23 protein-coding genes are annotated in these 22,499 nt (G+C 63.1%); 11 read left to right on the plus strand and 12 right to left on the minus strand.

The window, feature by feature from the left end:
- Genes rpsM through rplQ form a run of 5 tightly spaced genes read left to right on the plus strand, consistent with a single transcriptional unit; the run spans position 1 to position 2,845 of the window.
- A complete protein-coding gene (gene rpsM, locus ACE3QM_RS19115) occupies positions 1-363 on the plus strand; it encodes a 30S ribosomal protein S13 (RefSeq protein ID WP_048411917.1) in 363 nt (120 codons plus the stop codon).
- Positions 364-382: 19 nt separating this feature from the next.
- The gene (gene rpsK / locus ACE3QM_RS19120) at positions 383-778 is read left to right on the plus strand and encodes a 30S ribosomal protein S11 (protein WP_008955659.1); all 396 of its coding nucleotides are present in this window, start codon (positions 383-385) and stop codon (positions 776-778) included.
- Positions 779-796: 18 nt separating this feature from the next.
- Complete coding sequence (gene rpsD / locus ACE3QM_RS19125; RefSeq protein ID WP_043594097.1) at positions 797-1,417, plus strand: 30S ribosomal protein S4; 621 nt, start codon at positions 797-799, stop codon at positions 1,415-1,417.
- Positions 1,418-1,440: 23 nt separating this feature from the next.
- Positions 1,441-2,424 carry a DNA-directed RNA polymerase subunit alpha gene (locus tag ACE3QM_RS19130; RefSeq protein ID WP_039755788.1) on the plus strand — a complete coding sequence of 328 codons (984 nt, stop codon included), beginning with the start codon at positions 1,441-1,443 and terminating at the stop codon, positions 2,422-2,424.
- A gap of 25 nt (positions 2,425-2,449) precedes the next feature.
- Positions 2,450-2,845, plus strand: coding sequence for a 50S ribosomal protein L17 (rplQ, locus tag ACE3QM_RS19135; protein WP_048411916.1), 396 nt, complete (start codon positions 2,450-2,452; stop codon positions 2,843-2,845).
- 115 nt (positions 2,846-2,960) lie between these two features.
- Here rplQ and ACE3QM_RS19140 read toward each other — a convergent pair whose 3' ends face one another.
- Genes ACE3QM_RS19140 through ACE3QM_RS19150 form a run of 3 tightly spaced genes read right to left on the minus strand, consistent with a single transcriptional unit; the run spans position 2,961 to position 6,151 of the window.
- On the minus strand, positions 2,961-3,872 hold the full coding sequence (locus ACE3QM_RS19140; protein ID WP_048411915.1) for a glutaminase: 912 nt from the start codon (positions 3,870-3,872) through the stop codon (positions 2,961-2,963).
- 50 nt (positions 3,873-3,922) lie between these two features.
- Positions 3,923-4,720, minus strand: coding sequence for an MOSC domain-containing protein (locus ACE3QM_RS19145; protein ID WP_374424112.1), 798 nt, complete (start codon positions 4,718-4,720; stop codon positions 3,923-3,925).
- Between the two features lie 33 nt (positions 4,721-4,753).
- Positions 4,754-6,151 (minus strand): PLP-dependent aminotransferase family protein, encoded by a 1,398-nt coding sequence (locus ACE3QM_RS19150; protein ID WP_048411913.1) that lies wholly within the window; start codon positions 6,149-6,151, stop codon positions 4,754-4,756.
- Positions 6,152-6,417: 266 nt separating this feature from the next.
- Here ACE3QM_RS19150 and ACE3QM_RS19155 point away from each other — a divergent pair, with 266 nt between their 5' ends.
- The 4 genes from ACE3QM_RS19155 (at position 6,418) to ACE3QM_RS19170 (ending at position 13,127) form a co-directional block, all read left to right on the plus strand.
- Positions 6,418-8,274, plus strand: coding sequence for a methyl-accepting chemotaxis protein (locus tag ACE3QM_RS19155; RefSeq protein WP_231581088.1), 1,857 nt, complete (start codon positions 6,418-6,420; stop codon positions 8,272-8,274).
- A 184-nt stretch (positions 8,275-8,458) separates the two neighbouring features.
- The gene (locus tag ACE3QM_RS19160) at positions 8,459-9,775 is read left to right on the plus strand and encodes an aspartate aminotransferase family protein (RefSeq protein WP_231464420.1); all 1,317 of its coding nucleotides are present in this window, start codon (positions 8,459-8,461) and stop codon (positions 9,773-9,775) included.
- Positions 9,776-9,816: 41 nt separating this feature from the next.
- A complete protein-coding gene (locus tag ACE3QM_RS19165) occupies positions 9,817-11,304 on the plus strand; it encodes a CoA-acylating methylmalonate-semialdehyde dehydrogenase (RefSeq protein WP_374424115.1) in 1,488 nt (495 codons plus the stop codon).
- A 185-nt stretch (positions 11,305-11,489) separates the two neighbouring features.
- Positions 11,490-13,127, plus strand: coding sequence for a methyl-accepting chemotaxis protein (locus ACE3QM_RS19170; RefSeq protein ID WP_231464427.1), 1,638 nt, complete (start codon positions 11,490-11,492; stop codon positions 13,125-13,127).
- A 33-nt stretch (positions 13,128-13,160) separates the two neighbouring features.
- Here ACE3QM_RS19170 and kynA read toward each other — a convergent pair whose 3' ends face one another.
- From kynA to ACE3QM_RS19215, 9 genes are all read right to left on the minus strand, one after another.
- Positions 13,161-14,003 (minus strand): tryptophan 2,3-dioxygenase, encoded by an 843-nt coding sequence (gene kynA / locus ACE3QM_RS19175; protein ID WP_374424117.1) that lies wholly within the window; start codon positions 14,001-14,003, stop codon positions 13,161-13,163.
- Positions 14,004-14,168: 165 nt separating this feature from the next.
- Entirely contained in the window at positions 14,169-15,653 is a 1,485-nt protein-coding gene (lnt, locus tag ACE3QM_RS19180) for an apolipoprotein N-acyltransferase (protein WP_374424119.1), read from the minus strand.
- A gap of 131 nt (positions 15,654-15,784) precedes the next feature.
- Positions 15,785-16,636 (minus strand): HlyC/CorC family transporter, encoded by an 852-nt coding sequence (locus ACE3QM_RS19185; RefSeq protein ID WP_231464433.1) that lies wholly within the window; start codon positions 16,634-16,636, stop codon positions 15,785-15,787.
- A 3-nt stretch (positions 16,637-16,639) separates the two neighbouring features.
- A complete protein-coding gene (gene ybeY, locus ACE3QM_RS19190; protein WP_374424122.1) occupies positions 16,640-17,146 on the minus strand; it encodes an rRNA maturation RNase YbeY in 507 nt (168 codons plus the stop codon).
- On the minus strand, positions 17,127-18,113 hold the full coding sequence (locus ACE3QM_RS19195; RefSeq protein WP_231464439.1) for a PhoH family protein: 987 nt from the start codon (positions 18,111-18,113) through the stop codon (positions 17,127-17,129). The genes ybeY and ACE3QM_RS19195 overlap by 20 nt, the downstream gene beginning before the upstream one ends.
- 49 nt (positions 18,114-18,162) lie before the next feature.
- On the minus strand, positions 18,163-18,450 hold the full coding sequence (locus tag ACE3QM_RS19200) for a YciI family protein (RefSeq protein ID WP_231464442.1): 288 nt from the start codon (positions 18,448-18,450) through the stop codon (positions 18,163-18,165).
- Between the two features lie 83 nt (positions 18,451-18,533).
- Positions 18,534-19,868: a tRNA (N6-isopentenyl adenosine(37)-C2)-methylthiotransferase MiaB gene (gene miaB, locus ACE3QM_RS19205; RefSeq protein ID WP_048411904.1), complete on the minus strand. Its 1,335-nt coding sequence runs from the start codon at positions 19,866-19,868 to the stop codon at positions 18,534-18,536.
- Between the two features lie 71 nt (positions 19,869-19,939).
- A complete protein-coding gene (locus ACE3QM_RS19210) occupies positions 19,940-20,332 on the minus strand; it encodes a hypothetical protein (RefSeq protein WP_048411903.1) in 393 nt (130 codons plus the stop codon).
- Positions 20,333-20,435: 103 nt separating this feature from the next.
- Positions 20,436-20,948: a GNAT family N-acetyltransferase gene (locus ACE3QM_RS19215; RefSeq protein WP_048411902.1), complete on the minus strand. Its 513-nt coding sequence runs from the start codon at positions 20,946-20,948 to the stop codon at positions 20,436-20,438.
- Between the two features lie 15 nt (positions 20,949-20,963).
- On the opposite strand from ACE3QM_RS19215, the gene ACE3QM_RS19220 reads away from it, so the two are divergent.
- Both ACE3QM_RS19220 and ACE3QM_RS19225 read left to right on the plus strand, forming a co-directional pair.
- A complete protein-coding gene (locus ACE3QM_RS19220; protein ID WP_374424126.1) occupies positions 20,964-21,179 on the plus strand; it encodes a hypothetical protein in 216 nt (71 codons plus the stop codon).
- Between the two features lie 10 nt (positions 21,180-21,189).
- A complete protein-coding gene (locus tag ACE3QM_RS19225) occupies positions 21,190-22,410 on the plus strand; it encodes a DUF2399 domain-containing protein (RefSeq protein ID WP_374424128.1) in 1,221 nt (406 codons plus the stop codon).
- Positions 22,411-22,499 lie beyond the last annotated feature (89 nt).

Genomic DNA, 22,499 nt, shown 5'->3' on the forward strand with positions numbered 1-22,499 from the left:
ATGGCCCGTATTGCAGGGGTAAACATCCCCAATCATGCGCATGCCGTTATCGGCCTGCAGGCAATTTTCGGCATCGGTCAGACTCGCGCCCAGCAGATTTGTGCTGCTGCCAGCGTGAACCCTTCCACGAAAGTGAAGGATCTGACTGACGCTGAAATGGAAACTCTGCGTGATGAAGTGGCTAAGTTCACCGTTGAAGGTGATCTGCGCCGTGAAGTCACCATGAGCATCAAGCGTCTGATGGACATGGGCTGCTATCGCGGCTTCCGCCATCGTCGTGGCCTGCCGTGCCGCGGTCAGCGCACTCGCACTAACGCTCGTACCCGTAAGGGACCGCGTAAGGCGATCGCCGGCAAGAAGTAATTAATAGGAACAACAGATAATGGCTAAAGCAAACACAGCAGTTCGTGTACGCAAGAAAGTGCGCAAGTCTGTTAGCGAAGGCATCGTGCACGTGCACGCTTCGTTCAACAACACCATCATCACGATCACCGACCGTCAAGGCAATGCATTGTCTTGGGCTACCTCTGGCGGCGCTGGTTTCAAGGGCTCGCGCAAGAGTACACCCTTTGCTGCTCAGGTAGCAGCAGAGCACGCTGGTAAAGTTGCCCAAGAATACGGTGTGAAGAACCTCGAAGTTCGCATCAAGGGCCCGGGTCCGGGTCGTGAATCCGCTGTTCGCGCACTCAACGCGCTGGGTTTCAAGATCACCAGCATCTCCGACGTGACGCCGGTACCGCACAACGGTTGCCGTCCGCCCAAAAAACGTCGTATCTAATTCGGAGAGTGTGAGAACATGGCACGTTATATCGGCCCTAAGTGTAAGCTCGCTCGTCGTGAAGGCACCGACCTTTTCCTGAAGAGCGCGCGTCGTGCACTGGATTCCAAGTGCAAACTGGATAGCCCTCCGGGTCAGCATGGCGCTCGTAAGAGCCGCCTGTCTGACTACGGTGTGCAACTGCGTGAAAAGCAGAAAATCCGTCGTATTTACGGTGTACTCGAGCGTCAGTTCCGCAATTACTTTGCGGAAGCTGTGCGTCGCAAGGGCTCCACGGGTGAAAACCTGCTGAAGCTGCTCGAGGCCCGCCTGGACAACGTTGTATATCGCATGGGCTTTGGCTCCACTCGCGCCGAAGCGCGCCAGCTGGTTAGCCACAAGGCTATCGTTGTGAACGGCCAGGTTGTGAACATTCCGTCCTACCAGGTTAAAGCCGGTGACGTAGTGTCCGTCCGTGAAAAAGCCAAGAAACAGGCCCGTATCGTAGAAGGTCTGGCTCTGGCCGAGCAGGGTGGTTTCCCGTCTTGGGTCCTGGTTGACTCCAAGAAAATGGAAGGCACTTTCAAATCCGCTCCGGAACGTTCCGAACTGTCTAGCGATATCAACGAACAACTCGTTGTGGAATTCTACTCCAAGTAATCGCTAGCTCTTAGGGAATGACTATGCAAAACAGCGCTTCGGAATTTCTGAAACCTCGTCTTATCGACGTTCAGCCGGTTTCCGCCACTCACGCTCGTGTGTCGATGGAGCCGTTCGAGCGCGGCTACGCTCATACTCTGGGTAACTCGCTGCGCCGTATCCTGCTGTCGTCGATGCCGGGCTATGCTCCGACCGAAGTGACTATCGCTGGCGTTTTGCATGAGTATTCCGCACTTGATGGCGTGCGCGAGGATGTCGTTGACATCCTCCTCAACCTCAAGGGCGTAGTGCTTAAGCTGCATGGTCGTGACAGTGTTGTGCTGTCCTTGAAAAAGGACGGCGAAGGCGCTGTCTTGGCTGGCGATATCGAACTGCCGCACGATGTGGAAGTGATCAATCCGGACCACGTGATTTGTCACATCTCCTCTGGCGGTAAGATCGACATGGAGATCAAGATCGAAAAAGGCCGCGGCTATCAGCCGGTGTCGGTTCGATCCAATCATGAAGACAACCGTTCCATCGGTACCATTCAACTGGATGCTTCCTTCTCGCCGGTTCGCCGCGTGAGCTTTGCTGTGGAAAGCGCCCGTGTTGAGCAGCGTACCGACCTCGACCGCCTGGTTCTCGATATCGAGACCAATGGCGTGATCGAGCCGGAACAGGCAGTGCGCAACGCTGCCCGTATTCTGATGGATCAACTGTCGATCTTTGCCGATCTCCAAGGCACAGCGGTTGAAGAAGTCGTTGAAAAGGCGCCGCCGATCGATCCGATCCTGCTGCGTCCGGTAGACGATCTTGAACTGACGGTTCGTTCGGCCAACTGCCTGAAAGCTGAGAACATTTATTACATCGGCGATCTGATCCAGCGTACTGAAACCGAGCTTCTGAAGACTCCGAACCTCGGCCGCAAGTCGCTGAACGAGATCAAGGAAGTTCTCGCTTCCAAAGGCCTGACTCTCGGCATGAAGCTCGAGAATTGGCCGCCTGCTGGCCTCGAAAAGCCGTAAGGTTTGAGATAAAAGGACATTAACAATGCGTCATCGTTACAGTAATCGTAAACTGAACCGCACGACCAGCCATCGTCTGGCGATGCTGCGCAACATGGCGAACTCGCTGCTGAAGCACGAAGTTATCGTGACCACGCTGCCGAAAGCCAAGGAACTGCGTCGTGTGGCCGAGCCGCTGATCACGCTCGGCAAAAAGCCGTCTCTCGCCAACCGTCGTCTGGCGTTTGACCGCACTCGTGACCGCGATATCGTGGTTAAACTCTTCGACGTTCTCGGCCCGCGCTTCTCCGCCCGCAATGGTGGTTATGTGCGTATCCTGAAGTACGGTTTCCGCAAGGGCGACAACGCCCCGATGGCTCTGGTAGAGCTGGTGGACCGTCCGGAAGATGCCGTAGCGGTTGAAGACAACTCCGCCGAGTAATCGACGAAGTTGAGGAAAAAGCCAGGCGCAAGCCTGGCTTTTTTCATTGCCGGAAAAGAAAAGACCCGCCTTGCGCGGGTTTTTCTTTTGGCGGCGCCCAGCGGAGCCGGCGTGCTTAAAAGATCGACAAACCGGTACGCGTGGTGAAACGATCCAGCGCTTCCAGGCCCAACACCGAATTGCCCTTGCCATCCAGCTCCGGGCTCCATACCGCGATGCTCATCTTGCCGGGGATGATGGCGAGCATGCCGCCGCCAACGCCGCTTTTCACCGGCAGGCCGACGCGGTAGGCGAACTCGCCGGCGGCATCGTAAGTGCCGCAAGTCAGCATGACCGCGTTGATCTGTTTGGCCTGACTGCGGCTCAGCGTTTGCCGGCCGTCTCGGGTAACGCCGCGGTTGGCCAGAAACAGGCCGGCATTGGCCAGTTCCACGCAGTTCATCACGATGCTGCAGCTGTTGAAATACTGCTGCAGCACGGTTTCGACGTCGTTGTCGAGGTTGTGATAGCTCTTCATGAAGTGAGCCAGCGCCGCGTTGCGGTGGCCGTGCGCGCGCTCGGATTCGGCTACGCGGGCATTGCCGCACAGGGTGGCATTGCCGGATTCCTGGCGCAGGCGGGCCAATAAGGCGCCATGAGCGTCGCCGAAGTGGCTGATCGCTCGGTCGGTGACCACTAGGGCGCCGGCATTGATGAAGGGGTTGCGCGGCACCCCGTCCTCGTACTCCAGCTGCACCAGGGAATTGAAGGGATTGCCGGAAGGTTCCTTGCCGACATGACGCCACAGCGTATCGCCCTCGGCCTCCAGTGTCAGCGCCAACATGAAGGCCTTGGAAATGCTCTGGATGGAAAAGGGGGTGGCCGCATCGCCGCAGCGATAATGCCGACCGTCCAGCGTGGTGATGGCCATGCCGAATTGGCGCGGCGCCACTTCGGCCAGCGCCGGGATGTAGTCGGCGACGCGGCCCTGGCCGTAATAGGCGGCGACTTCGCGTTGGATTTGATCAATGATGACTTGCAAATTCATGAATCTATTCAGCATAAAGCGGTAACAACGCCGGCGAACCGGCGTCGGGGTCAAAACTCGTAGCGGCTTTCCAGCACGCGGAACTCCGCGCCCAGCTCCAGCGCGCCTTCATTGCGCGGCACCAGGTTGACGCCGAAACAGACGCCTTCCGGCAAGGTGCGGATGCTGACCAGGGTGCGTAGTGGCTGCTGTTCCGGCGATTTGATCCCGGTATCCGGGTCCACCGTGGTCAGTACGCAGCGGCTACAGGGCTTGGCCACGTCGAACACCACATCGCCGATCTGAATCACCTTCCAATCGTCCTCTTCCCAGGCGTACTCGCCGCTTACCACCAGATTGGGACGGAAGTGGCGCAGCGATACCGGCTGGTCCAGCTCATCGTTCAGCGCGTCCAGCGAGGCCTGGTTCACCAGTAGATAAGGATAGCCGTCGGCGAAGGACATCGCGTGCTCGCTGTCCTTCAGCCGGCGCTGCGACTGCATGCCCAGCCATAGCAACTGACAGGGTTCGCCCAGCAGCTCGCTGAACCAGTGGTCGACGGCCGGGTCGCCATGGTAGGCGGTAAAGCTGTCCTTCCATACCGTGGCCGCCGCTTCTTGCTGGTACTGGGTGCTCATTGCCAGGATGGGCGGCTTGCCGGGATATTTGAACAGCGCGCCGCCGGGAATCAGGTCCACTTCCACGCGCACCAGCTGCGGATGCGAGCGCGCGGTGAAAAAGCGGCCCTTATCGCCGGCGAGCAGCCATTCGCGGTCATGCAGCAAACCCTGCTTGCTGGCGTAGGCTCGGCTGTAAGAGATGCCGCGGCAGGACTTCAATGGATGGACGAACATTTCTACGAGTTGCATAGGGGCTCCGCTAGGCTGGATGTCCACATCTTATCACTGTGGCCGGAGAGTCAGAAAATCCCACAGCCGACGATCCTGGCTGAAAGCAACGTTGAAGCGCAGCCAGTCGGAACGCATGCCGTGAGCGCGGAATAAATGGCCGGGCGCCAGCAGGATCTGCCGCAGCTGCGCCTGCTCGGCCAGGCTGGTCGCGTCCAGCTCGCTGGGCGGACGCGCCAGGATGAATAGGCCGTTGGCCGGGCGAGCGAACAACTGCCAGCCGTGTTCGGTGAATAGTTGCTGACATTGGGCCTGGGCTTCGGCCAGCCGCGAACGCAGGCGCTCCAGCTGGCGGCGGTAACGGCCCTCGCTGATCAGCTCCAGTGCCAGCCGTTCATTCAACTCCGGCGAGGTCAGCCCCGACATCATCTTGTAGTGGACGACGCGCTCCAGCAGCTCGGCCGGCCCGGCCAGATAACCGACGCGCAGGCCGGGTGACAGCGATTTGGAAAAACTGTCGATGTAGAGCACGCGCTTGAGTCCGTCCAGCGCCGCCAATGTTTGCTGGCGGCCGGCGGCGAAATCGCCGGAGACATTGTCCTCCACGATCAGGAAATCGTGTTCCTCGGCCAGCCGCAGCACTTGGTGGGCAATGGACGGCGCGTAGCTGGCACCGGTGGGGTTTTGCAGCCAGGGATTGGTGAAGAAGGCCCGTGGCCGATGCTGGCGCAGCAACGCGCGCAGTTGTTCCAGATCGGGCCCGTGCTCGGTCCACGGCACCGGCACCAGCTTGAACTCGCGGAAGGCCAGGCAGGACAGCAGATTGCAATAGCCGGGATCGTCGACCAGCACGGTGTCGCCGGCCTGCAGCAGCGCGCAGGCGGCCATGTCCAGCGCGCGGCTGGCGCCCTGGGTCAGCACGATATCGTCGGCGCGCGCCGCGATGCCGCGTTCCGCCAGACGCTCGGCCAATTGTTCGCGCAGCGGCAGATAACCCTTGGGGTCGCCGTAGCCGGGCGCGGCAATGGCGTCGCGCGCCAGTTGGCGCAAGGCTTTTTGCTGGGCCTCGGCATCGTACCAGTGCGAGGGCAGCCAGCCGCAGCCGGCGAACAAGGTATTGGCGTCCTGCTGATAGATCTTGCGCAGCAGCCAGTATTCGTCCACCGGCCACACGCGCGGCGGCGGCGCCTGCCGAGGTGTCTGGGCTTCGCGCCGCGCTTCGACGTAGAAACCGGAACCGCGCCGCGCTTCGAGATAGCCCAGGGTGACCAGCCGGTCGTAAGCCTCGACAACGGTGAAGGGGCTGACGTCAAGTTCCCTGGCCATGCTGCGAATAGATGGGATTTTTGCGCCATTGCGCCATTGTCCGCATTGGATGGCCGAAATAGCTGAATTGACGATGTTTTCAACCAAGGTAATGCCATCTTCAGGCATAAGACGAAAATTGGCCATGGCGCATTATTTCGACAGCATTGAGATAGGGTCTGTCCGTTGGGAACAGCTTGTGATAAATATCACGTCATAAACCGGATGGCATGACCGGCTTGCCGAGTACACAGTTTTTTATTGAGCTTTAAGTACTGAACGGCTAAGACAAGGGAAGGACATCCGGTATCGAGAATGATCATAACAGTGCTTGGCCGGACATTGATAATCAATCAGGGCAAGCCAAGTCGAATTGGGGATGGAGGTCGGAAATGCGCTCCTTGCGGGTAAAATTGATTGTATTCATCGCGGTGCTGCTGGTTTTGCTGGGCGCCATTATCACGACGCTGGTCTATACCCAGATGCGCAATGAAATTGTCCAGGGCGTGGACAATGAGCTATCCAGCACCTCGCGCGGCTACGCCAACCTGGTCAAGGATTGGTATGGCAGCAAGGTCAAGGTGGTGATTGCCGGCAACCCGGTGGTGGGCACCCCGGAACCGATGCCGACGCTGGCGCGCCTGAGCCAGGCCGGCGGCTACGACATGACCTATATCGGCACCGCCGATCACAAGATGATACGTTCCGATTTCAAACCGCAGCCGGCGGGTTACGATCCGGTGGCGCGGCCCTGGTATCAGCAGGCCCAGGCCAGCGGCAAGCCGGGCGTGTCCGATCCCTATGTCGACTTCGACACCAAGAAACTGGTGGTGACCTTTGTATCCCCGGTGTTCGACGGCTCCACGCTGAAGGCGGTGGTGGGCGGCGACATCTTCATCGACGACCTGGTCAAGACCGTGTTGTCCGCCAAACTGCGCGGCAATGGCTACGCCTTCCTGGTGGACAAGAGCGGCAAGGTGATAGCCCACCCGGACACCACGCTGACGCTTAAGCCGCTGGCGGAAAAAGTGCCGGCGCTGACCGGCGAGAAACTGGTGCAGCTGTCCACCAGCAGCGCGATGGAAGAGATCGAAGTCAACGGAGAAGCCAAGCTGGTGCAAGTGGATCCGGTGGAAGGCACCAACTGGCTGCTGGGGGTGATGATAGATAAGTCCGTGGTCAGCGAACCGCTGGAAAAGCTGCTGCTGACCGTGGTGGGCCTGGGGGCATTGTGCGTGGTGGTGCTGATCCCGGTGGCCAGCGTGATGCTGAGCAAGATGCTGGCCGGCCTGGGTCGCCTGCGCAACGCAATGCTGGAAATCTCCAAGGGCGAGGGCGACCTGACCCGCCGCATCGAAGTGCAGGGCCAGGATGAGATCGCCGAAACCGCGACCGCGTTCAACAGCTTCATCCAGCGTTTGCAAAGCATGTTCATCGCGGTGCGCACCGAGGCGGAAAACGTCACCAGCGGCGTGCAGAGCGTGGCCACCACGGTGGATCAGGTGGCGCGCGATTCACGGCAGATTTCCGACGTGTCCAGTTCCAACGCCGCGACGCTGGAAGAGATCACCGTCAGCATCTCCCATATCGCCGATGCCGCGCGCGAAGCGGATTCGCTGGTCAATCACACCGGTACCGTGTCCAGCGAAAGCGCCAACGAAATGCAGCGCATCTCCCGCGAGATGAACAGCACGGTGGAAGCGGTGAAGGGCTTGTCCGGCATGTTGGTGTCGCTGGACCAGCGTTCGCAGCAGATCAGCGGCATCACCAATGTGATCAAGGACATTGCCGATCAGACCAACCTGCTGGCCTTGAACGCGGCGATCGAGGCGGCGCGCGCCGGCGAGATGGGCCGCGGCTTCGCGGTGGTGGCGGACGAGGTGCGCAAGCTGGCCGAGCGCACCGGCCAGGCCACGGTGGAAATCTCCGGCATGGTCAGCACCATCCGCGAGGAAACCAGCCAGGCGGTGACCAATATGCAGCGCACCGTCAGCTCGGTGGACGATGGCGTGGAGCTGACCGGCAGCGCGGTGCAGCGCATCGAGCAGATCCAGCAGGCGATGCAGGAAGTGATGGCCAAGATGAACGAGATCACCTTGTCCACCAGCGAACAGCACAAGGCCACCACCGTGATCGCGCAGAGCACCGAGCAGATCAACGGCCGCATCGTCGACAGCGACGGCGCGCTGCAGACCGTGCACGACACCTTGAACGATCTGGCGCAGACGGCGAAGGATATGCGACAGCTGTTCTCCAGCTTCCGCGTTTAAGCGAGCTGGCACGACACAGGAAACCCGGCTGCGGCCGGGTTTTTTCATGGCTGGCGGCGGTAACCGTATTGGTGTTTTCGCCGATACGGGATGCTGAAAAACAGCACAAACTGTACCTGTAATTGTATTGGTCGCGCGGCTAGATTAGTTGTCATCATTCGGCAGAAAGCCAGGGGAGACAACGATGGAGCAGCTGCAGATGGACGCGTACTGGATGCCGTTCACCGCCAATCGCCAGTTCAAGAGCGCGCCGCGCATGCTGGTGAGCGCCGACGGCATGTATTACACCGACGACCAGGGCCGCCAGATCCTGGACGGCAGCGCCGGCCTGTGGTGCGTGACCGCCGGCCACAACCGCAAGCCCATCGTCGAAGCGGTGCAGCGCCAGGTGGCGACGCTGGATTACGCGCCACCGTTCCAGATGGCCCACCCCAAGGCTTTCGAGGCCGCCGACAAGCTGGTGGCGATGGCGCCCAAGGGCTTGAGCAAGGCCTTCTTCGTCGGCTCCGGTTCGGAGGCGGTGGACACCGCGTTGAAGATGGCGGTGGCCTATCACCGCGTGCGCGGCGACGCCGCCCGCGTCAAGCTGATCGGCCGCGAGCGCGGTTATCACGGTGTCAACTTCGGTGGCATCTCGGTGGGCGGCATGGCCGGCAACCGCAAGCATTTTCCGGTGTCCTTGCCGGCGGTGGACCATCTGCGCAGCACCCATGATCTGGCGCGCAACGCCTTCAGCCGAGGCGAGCCGGAGCATGGCGCCGAGTTCGCCGACGAACTGGAGGCGCGCATCCTGACCCTGCACGACCCATCCACCATCGCCGCCGTCATCGTCGAGCCGATGGCCGGCTCCACCGGCGTGCTGATCCCGCCCAAGGGCTATTTGCGGCGCTTGCGCGAAATCTGCGACCGCTACGGCATCCTGCTGATCTTCGACGAGGTGATCACCGGCTTCGGCCGCCTGGGCGCGGACTGGGCGGCCAACAAGTTCGGCGTGCTGCCGGACATCATCACCTGCGCCAAGGGTCTGACCAACGGCGTGGTGCCGATGGGCGCGCTGCTGCTGAAGCCGGAGATCCACGACGCCTTCATGGCCGCCGCCGGCGAACGCATGATCGAGTTTCCGCACGGCTACACTTATTCCGCCCACCCGCTGGCCTGCGCCGCTGCGATCGCCTCGCTGGATCTGTACCGCGAGGAGCAGTTGTTCGAGCGCGCCGCCGGCCTGTCCGCTTATTTCGAGGAGCGCGCGCACGCCTTGCGCGGTCAGCCCTACGTCAAGGACATCCGCAATCTGGGCCTGGTGGCCGGCATCGAGCTGGACAGCCGCCCCGGCGCCGCTGGGCAGCGCGGTTTCGACGTCTTCCTCAAGTGCTGGGAGCAAGGCGTGCTGCTGCGCTTCACCGGCGACATCCTGGCGGTATCGCCGCCCTTGATCATCGAAAAGCATGAGATCGACCGGCTGTTCGACACCATCGCCACCGCCTTGCGCGCCTGCGAATAAGCGCGGCGCCGAACACTCAACCCATACCCATCGGAACTAGCATGCAGAACATTCCTCATTACATCGGCGGCGAGCGCTGCGAAGGCCAGAGCGGCCGCTTTGGCGATGTCTACAACCCAGCGCTGGGCCGTGTCGCCGCCCGCGTGCCGCTGGCGGGCCCGGACGAGGTGCAGGCCGCGGTGGCGGCGGCGCGCAAGGCCTTTCCGGCCTGGGCGGAAACCTCGCCGCTGAAGCGGGCGCGGGTGATGTTCAAGTTCAAGGAACTGCTGGAGCAGAACCAGCAGCGCTTGGCGGCGCTGATTTCCAGCGAGCACGGCAAGGTGGTGTCCGACGCCATTGGCGAAGTCACTCGTGGGCTGGAGGTGGTGGAATTCGCCTGCGGCATTCCGCAGTTGCTGAAGGGCGAGTTCACCGAACAGGTGGGCGGCGGCATCGACAGCCATTCCATGCGTCAGCCGCTGGGCGTGGTGGCCGGCATCACTCCGTTCAACTTCCCGGCCATGGTGCCGCTGTGGATGTTCCCGGTGGCGCTGGCCTGCGGCAACTGCTTCATCCTCAAGCCGTCGGAGCGTGACCCCTCCGCCGCGCTGCTGCTGGCTGAACTGCTGCAGCAGGCCGGCTTGCCGGCCGGCGTATTCAATGTGGTGCACGGCGACAAGCAGGCGGTGGACGCCTTGCTCACCCATCCCGACATCGCCGCGCTCAGCTTCGTCGGCTCCACGCCGATTGCCCAGTACATCTATGAAACCGGCGCGCGCCACGGCAAGCGGGTGCAGGCGCTGGGCGGCGCCAAGAACCACCTGGTGGTGATGCCGGACGCGGACCTGGACGGCGCGGTGGAAGCGCTGATCGGCGCCGCCTACGGTTCGGCCGGCGAGCGCTGCATGGCGATCTCGGTGGTGCTGGCCGTCGGTGATATCGGCGATGAACTGGTGGCGCGGCTGGCCGAGCGCGCGCGCAATCTGAAGATAGGCGTGGGCGACGACGCGGCGGCGGAAATGGGGCCGCTGGTGACGCGCCAGCATCTGGACAAGGTGACGGGCTATGTCGCACAGGGCGTGGCCGAAGGCGCGCGGCTGGTGGTGGATGGTCGCGGCTACCACCATCCCGGCCACGAGGACGGCTTTTTCCTTGGCGGCTGCCTGTTCGACCACGTGACGCCGGAGATGACCATCTACCAGGAGGAAATCTTCGGGCCGGTGCTGGCGGTGGTGCGGGTGCCGGACTTCGACAGCGCGGTGAGCCTGATCAATGCCCACCCCTTCGCCAACGGCACCAGCATCTTCACTCGCTCCGGCGGCGCCGCGCGCGAATTCAGCCACCGCATTCAGGTGGGCATGGTGGGCATCAATGTGCCGATTCCGGTGCCGATGGCCTTCCACAGCTTTGGCGGCTGGAAGGCCTCGCTGTTCGGCGATCACCATATGCATGGTCCGGAGGGCGTGCGTTTCTATACCCGGATGAAGACGGTGACCAGCCGCTGGCCGGCCAAGATGACCGCCGAGTTCGTGATGCCGACGATGAAGTGAGGCGTGTGGAATGACGACCCTGGACGCGGGTATGACCGCTTGCGTTCAGTCTGGCCCGGAGCGATCCGGGCCTTTTTTATATGCTGTTGATATTTTTTGTTGAAATGCCTCAAACTAGGACTAATCGCGCAAAAAGAGCGATCAGCGCTGTCTAGAATAAGTGAACAAGGTGTGGGGAGATGGAAATGAACAAAACAACAATGAGCCTGCGCGGCCGTCTGCTGCTGCTGTTGGTGGCGATGGCCTTGCTGGTGGCGGCGATAGGCGTGCTGTCGGTGATGCGCGAGCGCGACACCATGCTGCAGGACCGCAAGGACAAGACGCGCAATCTGGTGGAGTCGGCGGCGGCGCTGGTGGTGTCCTACGAAAAGATGGCGGCGGACGGTAAGATGAGCGAGCCGCAAGCCAAGCAGCAGGCCGCGGCGGCGCTCAACAGCATGCGCTACGACCAGCGCGAGTATTTCTTCGCCTTCGACAAGAGCCTGACCTATGTCGCCCACGGCGTGAAGCCTGCCTTGATCGGCAAGAACCTGCACGGGGTCAAGGAAGGCAGCGGCCAGGACATGGGCCAGCTGTTCGATCAGGCCTTGAGCAGCGGCGGCGGCAAGGGTTATGCCAGCTATGTGTGGGACAAGCCGGGCTTCGACGCGCCGCAGCCCAAGATTTCCTATTTGATGACTTCGCCCGGCTGGGGCTGGGTGTTGGGCACCGGCATCTATCTGGATGATGTGGCCGCCGCCTATCACAAATCGCTGTTCAACCTGGCGCTGGAGGTCGGCGTGATCCTGCTGCTGCTGGCCGGCCTGGGCGGCTACATCATGCGCAGCGTGCTGGGCCAGTTGGGCGGCGAGCCGGCGGTCACCGTGGATATCGTCAAACGCATCGCCGCCGGGCAACTGGACATGGCGGTGCCGGTGAAAACCGGCGATCAGGACAGCTTGCTGGCCAATGTGGCCGGCATGCAGGCGCAGCTGCGGCAGCTGGTGGGAGAAATCGCCGCCGCGGCCAATCGGGTGTCTGAAATGAGCGACGACGTCAGCGGCCACGCCGCCGCCGTTGCCAGCGGTTCCGAGCAGCAAAGCGAGGCGGCCACCTCGATGGCGGCCTCGATAGAAGAGCTGACCGTCAGCATCAACCATATTTCCGACCGCGCCCAGGATGCCCGCAGCCTGTCCGAGCAGTCCGGCGAATCGTCGCAGCAGGGCAGCGAGGTGATCTCGCGAGCGGTGGCGGAAATGCGCCGCATCAATGAATCGGTGGAATTGGCGGCCGGCACCATCAATGAACTGGTGGACAAGGCGCAGGTGATCTCCGGCATCATGCAGGTGATCAAGGACATCGCCGATCAGACCAATCTCCTGGCCTTGAACGCGGCGATCGAGGCGGCGCGCGCCGGTGAGCAGGGCCGTGGCTTCGCGGTGGTGGCGGACGAGGTGCGCAAGCTGTCCGAGCGCACCGCCCAGGCCACCGAGGAGATCGCCGGCATGATCGCCGAGATCCAGCAAAGCTCCACCCAGTCGCACGGCTCGATGGAAGAAGCGGTGCGGCGCGCCAAGAACGGCCTGGAACTGGCCGAGCAGGGCGGCGCGGCGGTGGGCGAAATCAGCCACAGCGCCAGCGGCGTGCTGGGCGTGGTCAACGATATTTCCCACGCGCTGAAGGAGCAGGGCACCGCCAGCCAGGACATCGCCCAGTACGTCGAGCAAATCGCGATGAGCTCCAGCAAGAACGCGCAGGCGGCGTCCACCGCCTCGGCGGCGCTGGTGGACATGCGCCAGCTGGCCGGCAATCTGCGCGGGCTGGTGTCGCGCTTCCGCTGTTGAGCCGGCGGCGCGGGGGCCCGTGCCGCCGCCGCGTCAGCGGCCGATTTCTGTACGCACGTCCAGCAACTCCGGGAAGAAAGTCAGCTCCAGCGCCTGCTTGAGGAAACGCACGCCGCTGGAGCCGCCGGTGCCTTGCTTGAAGCCGATGACCCGCTCCACCGTCTTCATATGGCGGAAGCGCCACAGGTGGAAGTATTCCTCCACGTCCACCAGCTTTTCCGCCATCTCATAGGCTTCCCAGTGCTGCTGGGGCTGGTCGTAAATGAGCTTGAACAGCGGGATCAGTTCCGGATTGCGCTGATAGGGCTGCGACCAGTCGCGCTCCAGGCTGGAGGTCGGCACCGGCAGGTCGCGCCGCGCCAGGTGGCGCAGGAATTCATCGTACAAGCTGGGCGCTTCCAGGATGGCTTGCAGCGAGGCGTGTTTGTCCGTCTCATGGGCGAACACATTGAGCATCGCCTGGTTCTTGTTGCCCAGCAGGAATTCGATGGAGCGGTATTGATGCGATTGGAAGCCGGAGGAATTGCCCAGCACATCGCGGAACTCCATGTATTCCGACGGCGTCAGCGTCTCCAATACCGCCCATTGCTCGAACAGCAGGCGCTGGATCTGTTTGACCCGCGCCAGGCATTTGAAGCTGGGGCCCAGCGTGTCCTGCTGGACGAAACGCACCGCGGCCTGCAGCTCATGCAGCATCAGCTTCATCCACAACTCGGAGGTCTGATGCTGGATCACGAACAGCAGCTCGTCGTGGTGCGGCGGATCGGACAGCGGTTTCTGACAGGCCAGCAGCTGGTCCAGGCATAGATAACCGCCATAGCTCATGCGCTCGGAAAAGTTGGTGACGATCCCGGCTTCCAGTTTTCTCTCGTTCATCTTGATTCCCTTGTAGAGGCGGCGCGGCGTTTCTTGGTGTGATTTCGGCGCAGGGCCGGTTCGCGTCGCCGGCGAATGATGATCGGGAATCCGGGGCCGAATGTCAAAACGCGCGATGTTCCAGAGTGGAAACATCGCGCGTTCGCTGGGCAGAGCCGGCAACGCTCAAGGACGGTGCTTGCGCCCCAGCAACATGGCCAGCAGCAGCAGCGCCGCGCAGCCTATCAAGACCGGCGCGTTGCCGTGCCGCATATAGGGGGTCAGCCCCTGGCGGCCCTGAGCGAAGCCTTGCAACACCTGGCGGGTATAGGGCGCCGCCACCGAGGCGATCTCGCCGTCCGGGCGGATGATGGCGGTCATGCCGTTATTGGTGGCGCGCAGCATGTAGCGGCCATTTTCCAGCGCCCGCGTCTGCGACAACTGCAAGTGTTGGCTCATCGCCACGCTCTTGCCGAACCAGGCCAGATTGCTGACGTTGGCCATGATGCTGGCCTGGGCCGCCGGGCCTATCAGCTCCTCGCCGAAGCTGTCCTCGTAGCAGACGTTGAAGGCGATCTTCTCGCCGGCCAGCGGCAGCGGTGGCTGGTTGGCGCCGCCGCTGCTGAAGCCGGACATCGGCATATTCATGAACTGGTAAATCCAGCCTATCAGCCCCGGCACCGGGATGAATTCGCCAAACGGCACCAGGTGGTCCTTGGCGAAGAAGGGCCGGCCCGGCGTGGTCAGCGCCACCACCGCGTTCAGATAACCGCGGCCGTCGTTGGTGCGGCGCGGCACCCCGGTGGCCAGCGCCATGCCGGCGCGCTGGGCCTGGCCCTCCATCATGCTCAGGTAGCCGGAGGGCAGGTCGTCCAGAAACAGCGGCAGCGCGGTTTCCGGCAGCAGCATCAGGTCGGCGCGCGTGGTGGCCACTTGCTGGTAATACACGCGCAGCGATTCTTCCAGGTTTTCCGGCGACCATTTCAGCTCCTGGGCGATATTGCCCTGCGCCAGCGCCACGCTGATGGGCTTGCCCAGCGGCTGGGTCCATTCGATGCTCTTCAGCCCTTGGCCGTTGCCCCATACCGCCAGCGCGGCGAGCAGCAAGCCGGCGCGCAGCCGCCAGGAACCGTGCACCATCAGCGCCAGCGCGCCGGCGGACAGCGCCACCAGATAGCTGATCAAATGGACGCCGCCCAGCGGCGCGTAGCCGGCCAGCGGGCTTTCGGTGATCTGCGAGTAACCTGCCGCCGCCCAGGGGAAGCCGGTCAACACCCAGCCGCGCAGCCACTCGCCCAGCTCCCACAGCGCCGGAAAGGCCAGCAGCCAGCGCTGCCACGGCTTGGCGCTGACGCGCGCGCTCAGCCACATCGCCAGGCCGGGATAGAGCGCCAGATAGGCCGGCAGCAGCAGCACCAGCGGCAAGGCGATCCAGACCGGCAACCCGGCCACGTCGTGCAGGCTGTTGTAGATCCAGTTGAAATTGCTGGTGTAGGCGGCCAAGCCCCAGACATAGCCGATCCAGAACGCGCGCTGCGGGTGACGCTGGGTCAGGTCCGCCAGCGCCGCCAGCGACAGCGGCATGATCCAGAACAGCCGGTAAGGGGCGAAGGCGAACAGTGTGAGGCTGCCAGCCAAGGCGGCTGCCAGCAGGACCAATAAAGTGCGCATGGTAGGCATCAGGCGAAGCCGGCCAGCAAGCGCTGGCCGACGGATTATCAAATGGCTGATATTCATCATAGGAACTCGCGGGCGGAGGCAACAGCCGCGATCGCGACGCGAGTCCGGATGAGGATGGCGGATTACACGGTGGAGGTTTCCCCGTCCTGTATCCGCTCCACCAGCAAGGTGTCGACGCGGCGGTTGTCTGCGCGCAACACGGTGAAGCGCAGGCCGGCGGCTTCCACCGCTTCGCCGCGCTTGGGCAGGTGGCCGGTCAGCGAGATCACCAGGCCGCCGACGGTGTCGACATCGTCGTCTTCGAAATCGGTTTCAAAGTAATGGTTGAAGTCCTCGATCTCGGTCAGCGCCTTGACCCGGTAGCGCTGATGGCCGCGCACCGGCAGGATGTCTTCCTCGTCGTCCTCGGTGTCGTATTCGTCCTCGATGTCGCCGACGATCTGCTCGATCACGTCCTCGATGGTCACCAGGCCGGACACGCCGCCGTATTCGTCCACCACCACCGCCATGTGGTTGTGAGTGGCGCGGAAATCGCGCAGCAGCACATTCAGCGGCTTGGATTCCGGCACGAACACCGCCGGGCGCAGCACCGCCTTCAAGTCGAAGCTGGCCGGCGCGTGGAAATAGCGCAACAGTTCCTTGGCCAACAGAATGCCCAGCACGTCGTCCTTGCTGTCGCCTATCACCGGAAAACGCGAGTGTCCGGAATCGATCACCATAGGCAGGAAGCGGGTGATCGGATCGTCGCAGCTGATCACGTTCATCTGGCTGCGCGGAATCATCACGTCGCGCACGGTCAGCTCGCTGACTTCCAGCACGCCCTCGATCATGCCGAGCGCCTCCGCGTCCAGCAGATTGCGCTCGAAGGCGTTGTGCAAGAGTTCGATCAACTCTTCGCGATCTTCCGGCTCGCGCAGCAACATGGTGGACAGGCGTTCCAGCCAAGTCGGCCGCGGTTTACTGGGGTCTTCCATTTCTTAGAACTGCTCCTCTCGATACGGGTCGGGATATCCTAGCCTCTGCATGATGACGGTTTCAAGCGCCTCCATGGTTTCGGCTTCGTCGTCTTGCTCATGGTCAAAGCCCTGCAGGTGCAGCATGCCGTGCACCAACAGGTGGGCGTAATGCGCTTGCAGCGGCTTGTTTTGCTCGGCGGCCTCTTTTTCCACCACCGGCGCGCACAGCACCAGATCGCCTATCAGCGGCAGGCCCGGCACCGGCTCGCCCTCGTTGAGCGCGAAGCTCAGCACATTGGTGGCGTAGTCCTTGCCGCGGTAGTCATGGTTCAATTGGCGGCCTTCGTCGGCATCCACGATCAGGATGCTGACCTGGGCCTGCTTGACGCCGGCTTGCAGCGCCGCCTGGCTCCAGCGGCGCAGATCGGCCGGCCGCGGCAGCGCGGCGGTCTGGCTGCGCACCTCCAGGCTCAGTTCCAGGCGCGCGGCCAGCCGCGCCAGCAGCGGGTTACGCTTGGCTCTTTTCATCTTGCTTGCTTTGGTATTGGTCGTAGGCGTCGACGATTTTCTGCACCAGCGGATGGCGCACCACGTCGTCGCTCTGGAAATGATGGAAATGAATGCCGCGCACCGTGCCCAGGATGCGCTCCACCTCGACCAGGCCGCTCTTCTGATGGCGGGCCAGGTCGATCTGAGTCACGTCGCCGGTGATCACCGCCCTGGAGCCGAAGCCGATGCGGGTCAGGAACATCTTCATCTGTTCCGGCGTGGTGTTCTGCGCCTCGTCCAGAATGATGAAGGCGTTGTTCAGCGTGCGGCCGCGCATATAGGCCAGCGGCGCGATCTCGATCAGGTTCTTCTCGAACAGCCGGGTCACGCGGTCGAATCCCATCAGATCGTACAGCGCGTCGTACAGCGGCCGCAGATAGGGGTCGACCTTCTGCGCCAGGTCGCCGGGCAGGAAGCCCAGCTTCTCGCCGGCTTCCACCGCCGGGCGCACCAGCACGATGCGCTTGACCGCGTCGCGCTCCATCGCGTCCACCGCGCAGCCCACCGCCAGATAGGTCTTGCCGGTGCCGGCCGGGCCGATGCCGAAGGTGATGTCGTGCTGCTGGATGGCCTTGATGTAGCGGCTTTGACGCGGGGTGCGGCCGCGCAGATCTCCGCGGCGGGTCACCAGCACCGGCACGTCTTCGTCGTCGGCTGCGGTCTCGACGCCATTGGCCGCGTGGCGGCGCAGCTCCACCAGGCACAGTTGCACGTCGTCTATCGACAGCTCCTGCTTTTCCGCCAGCAGGTAGAGCCGGGTCAGCGCTTCCACCGCGGCCTTGGCCTGCTCGCCCTGCACGCGGAAGCTTTCGCCGCGGCGTTGCACCGTCACGTCCAGGCCGGTTTCGATCTGTTTCAGGTTTTCGTCCAGCGGGCCGCACAGGCGGGCCAGCCGTTCATTGTCTACGGGATTGAAGCTTAGCGGTTCGGAATGCGAGGTCGTCATGCGGCTTGTATGGTCTGGAGCGTGGCTGGTGTTAAGGCTGCGGCGAGCATCAAATGTTCCGCAGGCAATCCAGTTCCGGCGCGGTCATGCTTGCGTGGAACTCGGTGATTTCGTAGCGGGCGACATTGGCGACGGCGAAGGGGTCGCGCGCCAGCAGCGCTTCCAGCTCGGCGCGTTCGCCGCGGGCCAGGATCACGCCGCCGGTGCGCGGCGATTTGCGGCCGGAGGCCAGCAGCAGGCCGGCGGCATAGCCTTGCTGCAGCCAGACAATATGCTGGTCCAGCAAGGCGTCGATATCGGACAGCGGGGCGGTGTAGCTCAGCGAAACGATGAACATGGCGGCTCAGTGGGGATGAAAAGCTTCAAGCATACGCCCGCCGGCGGCGACGGGCGCAAAAAAATGGCGGGCGGGCGTCATGCTCAAGCGGTTTCCGTAATCAGCGCCTCGCCCACCAGCGAGTGCGGGCGGGCTTCGGTGATGCGCACATCCATCATCTGGTTCAGCAGGCGTGGATGGCCGACGAAGTTGACCACGCGGTTGTTGGCGGTGCGCGCCGCCAGCATGGTGGCGTCCTTCTTGGACACGCTTTCCACCAGCACGCGCTGCACCGTGCCCACCATCGCCTGGTTGATGGCGAAGCCCTTGGCCTCGATCACCTCGTTCAGGGCTTCCAGGCGGCGCACTTTCTCCGCGTGCGGGGTGTCGTCCGGCAGATTGGACGCCGGCGTACCCGGGCGCGGGCTGTAGATGAACACATAGCTGAAGTCGACTTCCATGTCCTTGACCAGCTTCAGCGTCTGTTCGAAGTCGGCCTCGGTCTCGCCGGGGAAGCCGACGATGAAGTCCGACGACAGGCACAGATCCGGCCGCAGCGCGCGCAGCTTGCGGATGATGGACTTGTACTCCAGGCCGGTGTAGCCGCGCTTCATCGCCGCCAGCACGCGGTCGGCGCCGCTTTGCACCGGCAGGTGCAGATGGGATACCAGCTTGGGCAGCTTGCCGTAGCAATCGATGATGCGCTGGCTGAATTCGCGCGGGTGGCTGGTGGTGAAGCGGATGCGCTCCACGCCCGGCACTTCGTGCACGTATTCCAGCAGCAGCGCGAAATCGGCGATTTCGCCGTCGGACATCGCGCCGCGGTAGGCGTTGACGTTCTGGCCCAGCAGGGTGATTTCCTTCACGCCCTGCGCGGCCAGGCCGGCGATCTCGGTCAGCACGTCGTCGAAGGGGCGGCTGACTTCCTCGCCGCGGGTATAGGGCACCACGCAGAAGGAACAGTACTTGGAACAGCCTTCCATGATGGACACGTAAGCCGCGCCGCCGTCCACCTTGGCCGGCGGGATGTGGTCGAATTTTTCGATTTCCGGGAAGGAAATATCCACCTGCGAGCTGCCGCTGGACTGGCGCGACTTGATCAGGTCCGGCAAGCGATGCAGCGTCTGCGGGCCGAACACCACGTCGACATAGGGCGCGCGCTTGACGATGGTTTCGCCTTCCTGCGACGCCACGCAGCCGCCGACGCCGATGATCAGATTGGGGTTGGCTTCCTTCAGCGGGCGGATGCGGCCCAGGTCGGAGAACACCTTTTCCTGCGCTTTCTCGCGCACGCTACAGGTGTTGAAAAGGATGACGTCGGCGTCTTCCGGCTTGTCGGTCTGAATCATGCCCTCGGCGTCGGACAGCACGTCGGCCATCTTGTCCGAGTCGTACTCGTTCATTTGGCAGCCGAAAGTCTTGATGTATACCTTTTTCATTGCAGCTTGATTCCAGCGTGTTTCCGTCGGTTCGTCGCGGCCTGCTTGGCAGGCGCGCGCCGCGCGCGGGATTATTGGGATGGCTGGGAGGCGGCCTCGGCCTCCCTTTGCTTCAGCAATTCCACTTCCTCGGGACGCAGCACCCAGATGCGGTTGATCTGGCCCTGCATATTGAAAGTCACGGCCACTGGCTTGCCCTCCAGGGTATCCAGTTGGCCGCGCAGCAGGAAGCGGTTGCTCTCATCGAAGATGCGCAGGCCGGGCGCCAGCGGAAACTGGCGGTTGGAGCGGATGAAAATGCCGAGCAGGCTTTCCAGCAGCGAGCGGTCTTTCTTGACGAACTCGATGGTGGCGTCATCCACGGCGCGGACGGTGCCGGCCTTCAGATCCAAGGGCAGCAGGCGGCCGGCCAGGGCGGGGGCGGCGAGCGATGCCGCGAGCAGGGCGACGATGAGTATTTTCATAAGGAATTGAATGCGTTGCGCGCGATTCTATCATAGCTTGGCCGGCGGCCAGGCCAAATCTTCCTGTGAGCATGGGCGCGTCGGCGCGGCAAAGCGGCTCGTTTTACAATGAACGCTGCATGCACACCGCGCCTTCGCCATAGGCGGCATTGGCCTCATTGTCCCGGCTGGCCTGGTAGCCAAAGCGCTGCCAATAACGGGCGGCGCCCAGTACCGCCACCAGCCGCGCCTGGCGCAGGCCGCGGCGGCGGCCCTGGCCCAGCACGGTTTGCACCAGGCGCGGCCCCAGGCCGTGACCGCGCGCGTCCGGATGCAGCGCCAGATCGTGGATGAACAGAGTGTCGGCGGCGGTTGGCAGCTGTTCCAGCTTATGGCCCAGCTTGGGCGGGCGGCTGCCGGCCCAGGGGTGGGCAAACAGATAACCCAGTAACTGGCCGGGACGTTCCGCCACCCAGCAGGTGTCCGGCGACAAACGCTGGCGCGAGGCCAGCGCATCGCGGCTTTCCAGCATCTCGGCAGGGTAGCAGTGCTGCTGCACTTGCAGCACCGCGGGTAAATCTCGAACTTGCATCGGGCGCAGAACAATGGCGTCCTGGCGACTACTGACTGCGGACATCGGTACGGCCTATCCATGAAAAACGACAAAAGCAAAGAGCGCGGCGACCGCCGCGCTCTGTTCGAATACGAATGGCATTATAGCGCGCCAGCCGCGCGCGCGGCCAGCCGGCAGGCCCCCCGGAACCGCTACCGCAAGGGGATTTCCCTGGCCTTGGACGCGCCGGCGCCGCACGCGGCATTGAATTTCTGGCGGAATAATGGTCTATTCCTGATCCGCCCCATTCCTTGAGTCGCCGTTTATGTCGCACTGGCTGTCCCTGATCGACCCCGACAAGATTCGCCGCACCCCGCTGGGCGCGCGCGGCCATAATCTGCTGCTGACGCCGCAGACGACGCCGCAAGCGTTGCTGCTGAGCCTGGAAGAGCAGGAGCTGGTGGGCGGCTGGCTCAAATCGCGGCGCAACCGCGCGCGCTGGAGCAGCCTGCTGGCGTTGGCGGACAGCCCCACGCTGGCGGAGAACCTGCTGCGCCGGCTATTGGAGGCCGGCTGGTGCGAAGTGGAACTGCATGCCGAAACCGGCTTGCGCTTCAATCAGCTGGAACCGTTCTGGGTGCAATGGCTGGACATGTACGGCCTGCGTCACCTGCTGGGCATGACCGACCCGCGGCCGCAGGCGGAAGTGGTGGAGCTGTGGCGCGGCTGGCAGCCGCGCCACCCGCTGCTGCTGGGCTTGGCGGAAAGCTTGAGCCCGCATCTGCAATCCTCCACGCTGGAGCGCCGCCTCAAGCTGGCCCAGGCACTGGATCAATGGCTGCTGGACGGCAGCTGGGGCACCGAGCGCCAGTTCTCGCAACGCGCGTTGGGGCGCAGCAAGGCCTTCGGCGCGGCGGACCGGCAGTGGCTGGCGGAGTTCGGCATCGATCTGGAAGCTTGCGGCATCGCCCGCCACACCCCGCACGTGTTCCTGTCCGGACCGTTGGGGCTGTGGGCCGGACAGCACTGCCTGTTGTCCGCGGCCTTGCTGCGGCAAGGCGTGGCCTTGGGGCCGGAGGCTTTGCTGGGCGTGAGCGCGGTGGAGGGGGCGATCCGCAGCGTGCGCATCGTGGAAAACCTCAGCGTGTTTCAAACCCTCAGCCAGCAGGCGCTGCCGGTGCTGACCATCTGGGTGCCGGGCCAGCCGCACCAGCGTTGGCGCGAGGCGGTGCGCCATCTGCTGTCCTTGCTGCGGGTGCCGGTGCAGATCGCCTGCGACCTAGACCCGTCCGGCGTCGCCATCGCGATGGCCGTGGGCAAGGTGGCGGAGCAGGCTGGCCGGCCGTGGGAGCCGTGGCGGATGCTGCCGGAGCAACTGACGCTGGCCAATGGCGCGCAGCCCTTGAGCGAGGTGGACCAGGCGCAGCTGGCGCGCTTGATGGGCGGCGGCCTGCCGCCCTTGCTGCACAGCCTGGCGATGGAGATGCAGGAGCGGCAGTGCAAGGTGGAGCAGGAGGCGCTGTTCATCGATGAATGGGGGGATTGAAACCCATATTGGGCCTTGCATCATATTGTTTTAGATTTCTAAAAGCGACGCATGGGATGCGCCGCTTTTTTCAATAGCTGGCCTTTGAT

Origin of the sequence: Chromobacterium sp., from assembly GCF_041912965.1 — a bacterium.
Classification (GTDB): Bacteria; Pseudomonadota; Gammaproteobacteria; order Burkholderiales; family Chromobacteriaceae; genus Chromobacterium; species Chromobacterium aquaticum.

Coding starts and splice junctions, on each gene's coding strand:
- rpsM (WP_048411917.1), top strand. CDS start 1: ATGGCCCGTATTGCAGGGGTAAACATCCCCAATCATGCGCATGCCGTT.
- rpsK (WP_008955659.1), top strand. CDS start 383: ATGGCTAAAGCAAACACAGCAGTTCGTGTACGCAAGAAAGTGCGCAAG.
- rpsD (WP_043594097.1), top strand. CDS start 797: ATGGCACGTTATATCGGCCCTAAGTGTAAGCTCGCTCGTCGTGAAGGC.
- ACE3QM_RS19130 (WP_039755788.1), top strand. CDS start 1,441: ATGCAAAACAGCGCTTCGGAATTTCTGAAACCTCGTCTTATCGACGTT.
- rplQ (WP_048411916.1), top strand. CDS start 2,450: ATGCGTCATCGTTACAGTAATCGTAAACTGAACCGCACGACCAGCCAT.
- ACE3QM_RS19140 (WP_048411915.1), bottom strand. CDS start 3,872: ATGAATTTGCAAGTCATCATTGATCAAATCCAACGCGAAGTCGCCGCC.
- ACE3QM_RS19145 (WP_374424112.1), bottom strand. CDS start 4,720: ATGCAACTCGTAGAAATGTTCGTCCATCCATTGAAGTCCTGCCGCGGC.
- ACE3QM_RS19150 (WP_048411913.1), bottom strand. CDS start 6,151: ATGGCCAATTTTCGTCTTATGCCTGAAGATGGCATTACCTTGGTTGAA.
- ACE3QM_RS19160 (WP_231464420.1), top strand. CDS start 8,459: ATGGAGCAGCTGCAGATGGACGCGTACTGGATGCCGTTCACCGCCAAT.
- ACE3QM_RS19165 (WP_374424115.1), top strand. CDS start 9,817: ATGCAGAACATTCCTCATTACATCGGCGGCGAGCGCTGCGAAGGCCAG.
- ACE3QM_RS19170 (WP_231464427.1), top strand. CDS start 11,490: ATGAACAAAACAACAATGAGCCTGCGCGGCCGTCTGCTGCTGCTGTTG.
- kynA (WP_374424117.1), bottom strand. CDS start 14,003: ATGAACGAGAGAAAACTGGAAGCCGGGATCGTCACCAACTTTTCCGAG.
- lnt (WP_374424119.1), bottom strand. CDS start 15,653: ATGCGCACTTTATTGGTCCTGCTGGCAGCCGCCTTGGCTGGCAGCCTC.
- ACE3QM_RS19185 (WP_231464433.1), bottom strand. CDS start 16,636: ATGGAAGACCCCAGTAAACCGCGGCCGACTTGGCTGGAACGCCTGTCC.
- ybeY (WP_374424122.1), bottom strand. CDS start 17,146: ATGAAAAGAGCCAAGCGTAACCCGCTGCTGGCGCGGCTGGCCGCGCGC.
- ACE3QM_RS19195 (WP_231464439.1), bottom strand. CDS start 18,113: ATGACGACCTCGCATTCCGAACCGCTAAGCTTCAATCCCGTAGACAAT.
- ACE3QM_RS19200 (WP_231464442.1), bottom strand. CDS start 18,450: ATGTTCATCGTTTCGCTGAGCTACACCGCCCCGCTGTCCGATATCGAC.
- miaB (WP_048411904.1), bottom strand. CDS start 19,868: ATGAAAAAGGTATACATCAAGACTTTCGGCTGCCAAATGAACGAGTAC.
- ACE3QM_RS19210 (WP_048411903.1), bottom strand. CDS start 20,332: ATGAAAATACTCATCGTCGCCCTGCTCGCGGCATCGCTCGCCGCCCCC.
- ACE3QM_RS19215 (WP_048411902.1), bottom strand. CDS start 20,948: ATGTCCGCAGTCAGTAGTCGCCAGGACGCCATTGTTCTGCGCCCGATG.
- ACE3QM_RS19220 (WP_374424126.1), top strand. CDS start 20,964: ATGAAAAACGACAAAAGCAAAGAGCGCGGCGACCGCCGCGCTCTGTTC.
- ACE3QM_RS19225 (WP_374424128.1), top strand. CDS start 21,190: ATGTCGCACTGGCTGTCCCTGATCGACCCCGACAAGATTCGCCGCACC.